Genomic DNA, 9,455 nt, shown 5'->3' with positions numbered 1-9,455 from the left:
ATCGTGCACACTAGCTAATTTAGGATGATTACATTTACGTCAAGGAGCTTAACTACACAGAGGCTTTGATTGTTTTCGGAGATGTCTATTAGTCATCATCGGCACCCTTTACACCGCATTTCGAGTTTGGCAACTGTGGCAAAGTCAACACTTTTTAAGTATGAGCGATCCAAGCGGTAAGGTTGGCGATCGACTCGCGCATGGCTTACTGTGGATTCTGCTGTTGTTTTGGTCAGCAAACTTAATCTTCCTTTTAGTAATTGGCTGGTTGAGGATTTTATAACTCCATGTAGCACCAATGCAGAAGACCCAATTCGTCAACAATGTGGGAGCAACCGAATTAATCCGATATGGTCATCTCCCTGTGTCTGCGAGCAGCTAAGGCTAATTCAAAGCCTATCTTGAGTTGGTCAGCTTGATCCGAGGCATGGGATGCTTCTCCTCCTTGCCTTGCTTTGAGTTGTAACGGTGTGGCGATCGCAATCCGTTCCTCTTCATAATCAGTAAGAGCTTTAGCAACAGAAGGAGTATCCTGCAAGTTCAGCCCCTTGAGTTTTTTTGTTAAAGCAACAGCATCCTCAAATGCCATAGTAGCCCCTAATCCTAAGGACGGTCGCATCGGGTGAGCGGCATCCCCTAATAAGGTGATTCTCTCTCTATCTCCCCATTGGGATACTGGTTCCCGATCGAACACGCCAGTTTCCACAATGGTGGTAGGGTCAGTTGCTCGAATAACCCTTTCAACAAAGGGAGTCCATTGGTCAAAAACTTGGAGAACCATAGCTAAAACATCGGTACTCTTCTCTGAAGTCGGATGGAGTGCAGTCCCTCCCCAAGCAAGTACCTCGGCTCCTGCATCCATAATCCAAAAATTTTTCTGGTCTCCGACCACCAGTTGAAAACCAGCCCCTTCTGCAAAAGGTTCAGCGAGGGGGGCTAGGATTTGACGGGGCAAGATTCCACGCCAAGTCATGGTTCCAGTGTACAGAGGCGCACCATCTCCCACGGTAAGACCGCGAACCACGGAGTAATACCCATCGGCACCAATTAACACTCGTGCGCCAACATCGGGCTGATTCTCAAAGTGCAAACGTAAGGGAGTCTTGGACGCATCGGCGACCTTAGTGAAGTTGACAAACTTATGGTTGAGGTGAAGGGATACGGTAGGTGGGAGCGTGTTGTGCAATGAGCTTTGTAGGTTATACCACGCTAGCCAAGTGAACGGAGTACCCGCCAAGGGCGATTCATCAGAAAACAGCACCTCGCCATTGGGTCTCATCAGCAGTTGTCGCTGTGGGTTGGCCGCTAAGGCACGAACTTGGGTAGCGAGATCGGCATCGATCAGAGCCAATGCCTTATACCCCGCTTCTGCCAACCCTAGGGCAGCGCCGATGGGACGTAAAGCTCTAGCTCGTTCAAACACACCTACCGAAAAACCTAAATTGGCTAGCCCATGAGCTGCACATAGTGCGCCTGGTCCTGCACCAATAATGGCGATATCGAAAGTTGGGGTTTCACTCATTTTTAGATACCGTTAAAAGCAGCAGCGACGAAAACGATTGCCTTGGGCACTAGCGAAGCTAATCGCGCTTCGTGTGAGATGATGTAGGTTGTGCTTGATAATACACTCACGCACTAATTTATAAAAGATACCTCTTGCAAAAGTAGGCGGGCGCGATCGCAACCTGTAACAAGCGTGCATACCAACTATAGCTTCAACGATCGCGCGGGGTCAAAGTGCTGTCAATGTAGTAGGATAGTGTTACCCTAAGTTATGATAATAATCAAGGGAAACTAAAAGTTTTTAGGATTTAATCGAGTCGATCTATAAATCTCCACCGTCGGTTCGGATGAAGATTTAATCTGATAGCTGGACTCTATAATTATTAACTCAATCAAGTTCAAAAGTTGATGTAGCTCAGCTTAAAAAATAGCAAAAAAGTCTATAATATAGCGTTTCTCAGTCAAGTGAGGTACATCTTTAGAGCTAAAACCCTTAATGGATAAGGATTGGTTGTACCCGATCAGCTAAGGAAACGCTATACAAGATGAGTTTCAAGAATGGCTTTACAGCTACAAGCCTGTGTAAACCGTTGAATTTGTGCTGATTAACAATGCTGGCATCATGCCGCTCGCGGCACTCTAACATCACCAATAAAGGAGGTATTTAAGCAGGATTTAGTATTAAACTCTCAATACAGGTCTTTCGGGATTTTCGGGATTGGGAATTAGACGCTGATTTTTGCAATCTACTAGCAAATCTAAAGTTTCTAACACAGTTTGACCGATTAGCACCATATCCCCTAAAACCATTGCCGCCTCAATAGTTTCGCGCCCTTCTATTTCAATGATAACAGGTTCAGTCAATCCTACTGTTTCTTGTCTGCCATCAGCATATTTTGCTATTTCCTGACTCCGAATTCTTAAACCGAGCTGCTCTACTACATCCGCAGGTAACGCAGTTCTGACTGCGCCACTATCTATCAGTGCTTCTGCTTCGTATACGCGCAACAGATTTGGATTGAGCACTCCTCGACTCACTAAGGCTTCATCAATGGCATTCGTTAGCTTGACTTTGACTCGAACTGCACCCATATTTTTGCTGGCTTGAGTTAGATCGCGATCGAGATTTATCATATCGCCTCTTTTCGTTTAGAAAGTTTACCTTTGATTCTAGCTTGAAATTCGTGCAGCCACAGGTGTTAACCTGTAGGCTGCAACCGCAGGCAAAATATCTCTAAAGATTACTCATCTTCAGCATAGATAAACCGATACAATTCGCTAGGATCTGGCTCAGGGCTTTTCTCAGCAAAATCTACCGCATCATCAATTACTGCTTGAATCTTATTTTCGATCTCTTTTAATTCTTCAGCAGTTGCCAAAGTTCGATCGATCAAATCAGCAGCCAACTTCTTAATCGGATCGCGGGGGAACCAATATTCCTTCTCTTCTTTAGAACGCAACTCATCGGGATCTGCCAAAGAATGGCCGCGAAAACGATAAGTCAAAGCTTCGATCAAAGTCGGCCCTTCGCCGGCACGCGCCCGCGCTACAGCTTCCTTTGCCACTTCCCGCACCGCCAAAACATCCATCCCGTCAACCTCGACGCCAGCCATGCCAAAAGCGTGAGCTTTCTTGTAAATCATGGGGTCAGAAGTAGCTCGCTCGTGGGCCATCCCGATCGCCCATTTGTTGTTTTCGACAACATAAAGAATCGGCAACTTCCACAAAGCCGCCATATTCAAACACTCAAAAAACTGCCCGTTATTTGCAGCACCATCGCCAAAAAAACAAGCAGTTACCCCATCGGAACTCTCATCGCCCAAAGCTTCGCGGCGGTACTTCGATTGAAAAGCCGCCCCCGTAGCTACAGGAATCCCCTCAGCCACAAAAGCATAACCTCCCAACAGTCGGTGTTCGGCCGAAAACATATGCATCGAACCGCCGCGGCCCTTCGAGCAACCAGTTTCCTTCCCGAACAACTCCGCCATTACCTCCCGCGCCGGCACGCCCGCGCTCAAAGCGTGAACGTGATCGCGGTAGGTGCTGCTGACGTAATCGGTGTCATCCCGGCGCATCGATCGAATCACGCCAGTAGACACAGCTTCCTGACCGTTGTACAAGTGGACAAAACCAAACATTTTGCCCCGGTAGTACATCTCAGCACACTTGTCCTCAAAGTAGCGCCCCAAGACCATATCCTCGTAGAGCATCAAGCCCTCATCCCGAGAAATGTTTACGCTTTGCGCGTCAAAAACTGGTAAAGTCCGTTCCTGAACCATAAATAATTAATACCCGACGATCGGCTTCCTAGACATCTAAATTTAAACCCAGATGGGACACAACCGCAGCAGAAAACGATCGCACTTTTGCTCCGCAGCAGTTCACCAATTGTTAAAATGAGTTTGGCAGGCGGGGCCGATTGCCCGGACTCGGAGAACCAACTCCCATCTAAACCCCATGCCAACGAATGATATAATTCCATTACTCTCAAACCCGAAAATGCTCAAGAGTCAAACAACTCATTTAGCTGACGGGCAGTGGGGCTTTCCATTTTCCTCACTGTAAAACGCTGTAGAGGGAAAAAAATCACATTATCTCTACCGTAACTCCAACATACCGTGAATTGGGCGGTTGGAAGCCAACACCAGAATTTTTGATTTGGTTTGCGGGAGTATCTCACTTAAGATAGGCTAATTCAGTTGCTAGCGCTTTGGGGAAGTGGACAGTGTTAATTCCACTAGATTACTACCGGATTTTGGGTCTACCGATTCAAGCTACTGCCGAACAGTTGCAGCAGGCTCACCGCGATCGAACTTTACAGCTTCCGCGCAGGGAGTATTCCGAAGTTGCGATCGTGGCCCGCAAACAACTGCTCGATGAAGCCTGCGCCGTTCTGTCAGACTCAGACGAGCGCAAAGCTTACGATGCCAGTTTTTTAGCCAAAACTTACGATCGAGAGTCGGAAGCCGCACAGGAAGCCAAGCACCAGAGGTCGAAAACCTCAGCAGGCACGGCCACAGTCCTGCAAGACGCAGGAGAAACCGCTCCGGCAGAGTCCAAGCCTTTAGAGGCAGCTCCCGACCCCCACACTCCAAGTATTGAAATCGATGACAACCAATTCGTAGGAGCCCTGCTCATACTGCAAGAACTGGGGGAATACGAACTCGTACAGAAGCTGGGTCGCCCGTATCTCAACAATGGCAGCATCGCGATCGCAGAAGGTCGTTTCGGCGACCCCCAGCTCGTGCGGCCAGATATAGTTTTAACCGTCAGCCTTGCCTGTCTAGAACTCGGCCGCGAACAGTGGCAGCAAGGTCAGTACGAAAATGCCGCAAAATCATTAGAAGCAGGCCAAGAAGTGCTGCTGCGCGAAAGCCTATTTGCAAGCGTGAGGGGTGAAATGCAAGCCGACCTATACAAACTGCGTCCGTACAACATTTTAGAGCTACTATCCCTCCCCGAAGAAAAAGTCGCCGAGCGTCGCCGGGGACTGCAAATCCTGCGAGAAATGCTTCAAGAACGGGGAGGCATCGACGGTTCGGGAGACGATCGATCGGGTTTAGGAATAGAAGACTTCCTCCGCTTCGTGCAGCAATTGCGCAAACACCTAACCAGCAGCGAGCAGCAGACGCTATTTGAAGCCGAAGCCGGCCGCCCCTCCGCAGTCGCCACTTACCTCTCGGTCTACACCCTGTTAGCCCAAGGATTTGCCGCCAGACAGCCATCGATGATCCGTCGCGCCAAGCTGATGCTGATGCAACTCGGCCGCCGCCAAGACGTTCACCTGGAAAAAGCCGTTTGTTCCCTGCTGCTGGGCCAGACAGAAGAAGCCAGCAGAGCCCTCGAACTCAGTTCGGAAAAAGAACCCCTCGCCTTCATTCGCGAACATTCCCAAGATTCTCCCGATTTGTTGCCGGGACTGTGCTTGTATGCCGAACACTGGCTGCAAGAGGAGGTGTTTCCCCACTTCCGCGATTTGGCCAACCAGTCAGTCTCCTTGAAAGATTACTTTGCCGACCCGAAAGTACAAGCTTACCTAGAAGCTTTGCCACAGGACGCAGAAACCGCCAACGAATGGGTCGTGGTGCAGCCCCGCTCGGGCAAGCCCGCGGCGCGACTGCAACCGGCAGCAGGCCGATCGCCCGCAGCAGTAACCCCACCATCCGCCCAACAGGGAGCTAGTACCGTCACCTTGACCCCCGTACCGGCCGAGACTGAAACCGCAGCCTCAGGCCCGAAATTCCAGGCAACGGCGGCTGCGGCGAGCACTGCTGCCGCCGTCTCTCTCCCGACAGCTACGGCGGGACAGCCCGCAGACTCAACTTCCAAGCATCGCAGGCGCCAACATTCAGGGCGCAGCGGAGCAACCGGCAAGGCGCTAACAGGCGATTTGGTCGATCGGGCGCGCACCAAGGCAGCAGAAATTTCCACCCAAGTCAAGTCTATGCCTCGAAACAGACTGGCTCTGTTTCTAGTCGCAGGTGTCCTGAGCCTTTTACTGCTGTGGTTCATACTCAGTCTGTTGGCGAGCGCGATGCAAGCCCTCTCGGGCCCATCCCTGCAAGGAGAGCAAGCCCTTGTCGGGCTGGAAGCAGCGCCCGTAGAAATCCCGGCTGTTTCCGCGGCCCCTGAGCCTGGCACTGCGGCCCCCGTGTCGGGAGCAATTACTGAGGAATCAGCAGAACAAATAGTTCAAGGCTGGCTGTCGGCGAAAGCAGCGGCTTTGGGCCCCAACCACACTGTGGAAGAATTAAAGCAAGTTCTGACAGAACCGGCTTTGTCTCGCTGGCAATTGATGGCAGACGCTCAAGAGCGAAACAACGCGCATCAGCGTTACGTACACAAGCTGCAAGTTAATGGAGTTAAGACGAATCCGACTAATCCCGATCGCGCCCAAGTAGAAGCCCAAGTAGCGGAAAAAGCCGAAGTGTTCGATCGCGATCAGCTCGTTTCTTCCCGCAACGAAAACCTGCGGGTGCGCTACGACTTGATCCGCCAAGACGGACAGTGGCGGATTATGGATTGGCAAGTGATTAAGTAAGGAATTGGTAATTGGTAATTGGTAATTTCTGCTTGCTAGTTGCTAATTACCAATTTCTAATTGTTAGTTAAATTTTTAATCCCAAAAGCTGGAGTTTTGAATTGCAGATTATTGTTGAAGGCTGGCGTTTTATTTATCATTCCTATTGCGTAGCCAATCAATTTCAACTGCTGGAAATGCTCGATCGCCCGCGAGGACAAATTGAGCTTTTCCACCGCGATATGCCTTACATAGACGCAGCTTGGGAGACGAAAATTAGTTTGTTCGATCGCCCAAATGAAACATTACTCCGCAGCATTAAGAGCCCTGCGGTAAATCAGTCAGCCGATGTTACCCTGCGAATGTACTGCCCGTGGGACTTCTCGGCATCCAGCAGTGCCGCCACTTGGGTATTTGCAGCGACAGAATGGGGGATAGTTACGAGTACAGTATTGCAGGCGATGGGGGTTAAGTCGATCGCACAAACCCCGGTTAATTCAGAAACCAAAATTATTACACCGTCAGCGTGGTCAAAAGCCGGGTTAATTCGCAGCGGTGTTGAAGCCGATCGCATAGCCGTCGTACCTTTGGGAGTCGATCCTAAGATTTATTATCCTCTCTCGGGCGATCGGCGTCAATCGCTGCGCCAAAGCTTTGGCTGGTCAAACTATTTTATATTTTTAAACATCGGAGGGCAAACGGATCGCAAAGGTATTCGCCCTTTATTAAAAGCCTTCGCTGCGGTAGTTGACAAATATCCAGATGCGAGATTGGTTTTAAAAGGTTCAGAACTGCTTTATCCGTCCAGAGACGAGATTGCAGAAGCCAGCCGAGTTGTGCTCGACGATGCCGAAAGAGCGAGAGTTTTACCGAGATTAATTTATACTGGCAGCCAGCTATCTTTTGCTCAAATAGCTGAGTTTTACCAAGCAGCAGATGCTTATGTTTCTCCCTATTTGGCAGAAGGTTTTAATCTGCCGGTGTTGGAAGCTGCTGCTTGCGGTTTGCCGGTTATTTGCACGGAGGGCGGCCCTACGGATGATTTTACGCGATCGGACTTTGCACTGCGGATTGAAAGTAAATTGACGGCTGTGGCGAGCGATGGGGAAACCTTATTTATCTTAGCTCCTGAGTGGGAACATTTGACTGATTTGATGGGCATAGCGATCGAGCAGCCTGGTATAGCTGCGAAAGCTAGGGTTGCGGGCCCTGGTTTTGTGGCTGAAAATTTTACTTGGAGGCGCGTAGTCGATCGATTGTTTGAGGTTATGGGAGGAGATAAAAAGAGAGAGGAGAAGTCTATTTTTGAGCCAATAATTTTGTAGTTTGGGCGTTTCAAGCCCTAGATGGGGAAATAGGTTTTTTCCGGCCTTGAGGAATTTGCTAGCCTCTATTACCTGCTGAGGAGTAAAGTTTCAATCCCTGATAGGGTTTTAGGTTTTTTCCGGCCGCTTGAGCAACTGTCTTTAAATGCCGAAAATAGTGTTTCAATCCCTGATAGGGTTTTAGGTTTTTTCCGGCCTGGCGTTGTTAGATCCAGACCCAGTAGCCCCCATGGTGAGTTTCAATCCCTGATAGGGTTTTAGGTTTTTTCCGGCATAAAAACGCGCAGTTTGAGCGCATTTGTCACACACCGTTTCAATCCCTGATAGGGTTTTAGGTTTTTTCCGGCGTGCGATCACCTGCACGGACTAACTCTTCTCTAAACACTTGCGGATGTTTCAATCCCTGATAGGGTTTTAGGTTTTTTCCGGCCTTCTGTATCAGCAACCTCGGCAGTGTATTCTGTATCGTTTCAATCCCTGATAGGGTTTTAGGTTTTTTCCGGCAGAAGCCGATCGCGCTCTTTTGTTTCATAATCTGCGTTTCAATCCCTGATAGGGTTTTAGGTTTTTTCCGGCTATTTTTCGAGAGCTAGTTGATCTGCTCGGCAAAGAGTTTCAATCCCTGATAGGGTTTTAGGTTTTTTCCGGCGTAGCGGAGAATACGCTCAATTAGAAGACGAGTGCGTTTCAATCCCTGATAGGGTTTTAGGTTTTTTCCGGCCTGCGAAGAAATTCTCGATTCGCTCGAAGATTTAAAAGTTTCAATCCCTGATAGGGTTTTAGGTTTTTTCCGGCTAGAGATTGAATGCAATCGCGCAATTCTAGGCGAGTGTTTCAATCCCTGATAGGGTTTTAGGTTTTTTCCGGCCCTGAATCTTTTTCCTCTTTAGGAAACATTCGGCGGTTTCAATCCCTGATAGGGTTTTAGGTTTTTTCCGGCTCGGGAAATGGCGTCGAGTAGCCGTCGGTGTTGTTTCAATCCCTGATAGGGTTTTAGGTTTTTTCCGGCACTGCTGCAAAATGTTGCTCGAAACAATTACTCAAGTTTCAATCCCTGATAGGGTTTTAGGTTTTTTCCGGCGTTTTGTAGGAACGCTTCAAAAGTAAAAGTTTTATGTTTCAATCCCTGATAGGGTTTTAGGTTTTTTCCGGCACTGGAAAAGTTCGGCGTTTAGTTAATCTATCCCGTTTCAATCCCTGATAGGGTTTTAGGTTTTTTCCGGCTTAAGTTGCTGAAACAGCTAGCAGGCGAGAACAGTTTGTTTCAATCCCTGATAGGGTTTTAGGTTTTTTCCGGCTTTTTTGTTTGGCAATCCCGAGAATTTAATCCCACCCCGTTTCAATCCCTGATAGGGTTTTAGGTTTTTTCCGGCTTAATTTTTGCAGAAGGCTTGCGAGGCAAAAAAGGCCGTTTCAATCCCTGATAGGGTTTTAGGTTTTTTCCGGCGATTGCGCTCCCCCAGCTTTGTATTGAATGGGAGCTGTGTTTCAATCCCTGATAGGGTTTTAGGTTTTTTCCGGCGGTGATGATTTTCATCAATGTCTCTTATAGAAATCTGAATATACAGAATATGTTTGTAGTGTTTTTATGGGTGGTAGCAGTATCA

General features: G+C 48.6%; 6 protein-coding genes and 1 CRISPR repeat array. Of the genes, 2 read left to right on the top strand and 4 right to left on the bottom strand.

Annotated elements, in window-relative coordinates; translation table 11 throughout:
• Nucleotides 1–95: 95 nt before the first annotated feature.
• The 4 genes from E5S67_RS29735 to pdhA form a co-directional block, all read right to left on the bottom strand.
• The gene (locus E5S67_RS29735) at nucleotides 96–239 is read right to left on the bottom strand and encodes a hypothetical protein (RefSeq protein WP_172192750.1); all 144 of its coding nucleotides are present in this window, start codon (nucleotides 237–239) and stop codon (nucleotides 96–98) included.
• Nucleotides 240–340: 101 nt separating this feature from the next.
• Nucleotides 341–1,522, bottom strand: coding sequence for an FAD-dependent oxidoreductase (locus tag E5S67_RS29730; RefSeq protein WP_172192748.1), 1,182 nt, complete (start codon nucleotides 1,520–1,522; stop codon nucleotides 341–343).
• 662 nt (nucleotides 1,523–2,184) lie between these two features.
• On the bottom strand, nucleotides 2,185–2,637 hold the full coding sequence (locus E5S67_RS29725) for a retroviral-like aspartic protease family protein (RefSeq protein WP_172192746.1): 453 nt from the start codon (nucleotides 2,635–2,637) through the stop codon (nucleotides 2,185–2,187).
• A gap of 107 nt (nucleotides 2,638–2,744) precedes the next feature.
• Complete coding sequence (gene pdhA / locus E5S67_RS29720; RefSeq protein ID WP_172192744.1) at nucleotides 2,745–3,782, bottom strand: pyruvate dehydrogenase (acetyl-transferring) E1 component subunit alpha; 1,038 nt, start codon at nucleotides 3,780–3,782, stop codon at nucleotides 2,745–2,747.
• Nucleotides 3,783–4,228: 446 nt separating this feature from the next.
• Between pdhA and E5S67_RS29715 the strand changes: the two genes are divergently transcribed.
• Both E5S67_RS29715 and E5S67_RS29710 read left to right on the top strand, forming a co-directional pair.
• Complete coding sequence (locus E5S67_RS29715; RefSeq protein WP_172192742.1) at nucleotides 4,229–6,544, top strand: IMS domain-containing protein; 2,316 nt, start codon at nucleotides 4,229–4,231, stop codon at nucleotides 6,542–6,544.
• 101 nt (nucleotides 6,545–6,645) lie between these two features.
• Entirely contained in the window at nucleotides 6,646–7,848 is a 1,203-nt protein-coding gene (locus E5S67_RS29710) for a glycosyltransferase family 4 protein (protein WP_172192740.1), read from the top strand.
• Nucleotides 7,849–7,935: 87 nt separating this feature from the next.
• Nucleotides 7,936–9,370: direct repeats of the CRISPR family, unit length 37 nt; unit sequence GTTTCAATCCCTGATAGGGTTTTAGGTTTTTTCCGGC.
• Nucleotides 9,371–9,455 lie beyond the last annotated feature (85 nt).

This window comes from Microcoleus asticus IPMA8 (assembly GCF_013179805.1).
Taxonomy (GTDB): Bacteria; Cyanobacteriota; Cyanobacteriia; order Cyanobacteriales; family Microcoleaceae; genus Microcoleus; species Microcoleus asticus.
Note: the sequence above shows the minus strand (reverse complement) of the source record. Positions and strands in the feature narration are given on the sequence as shown.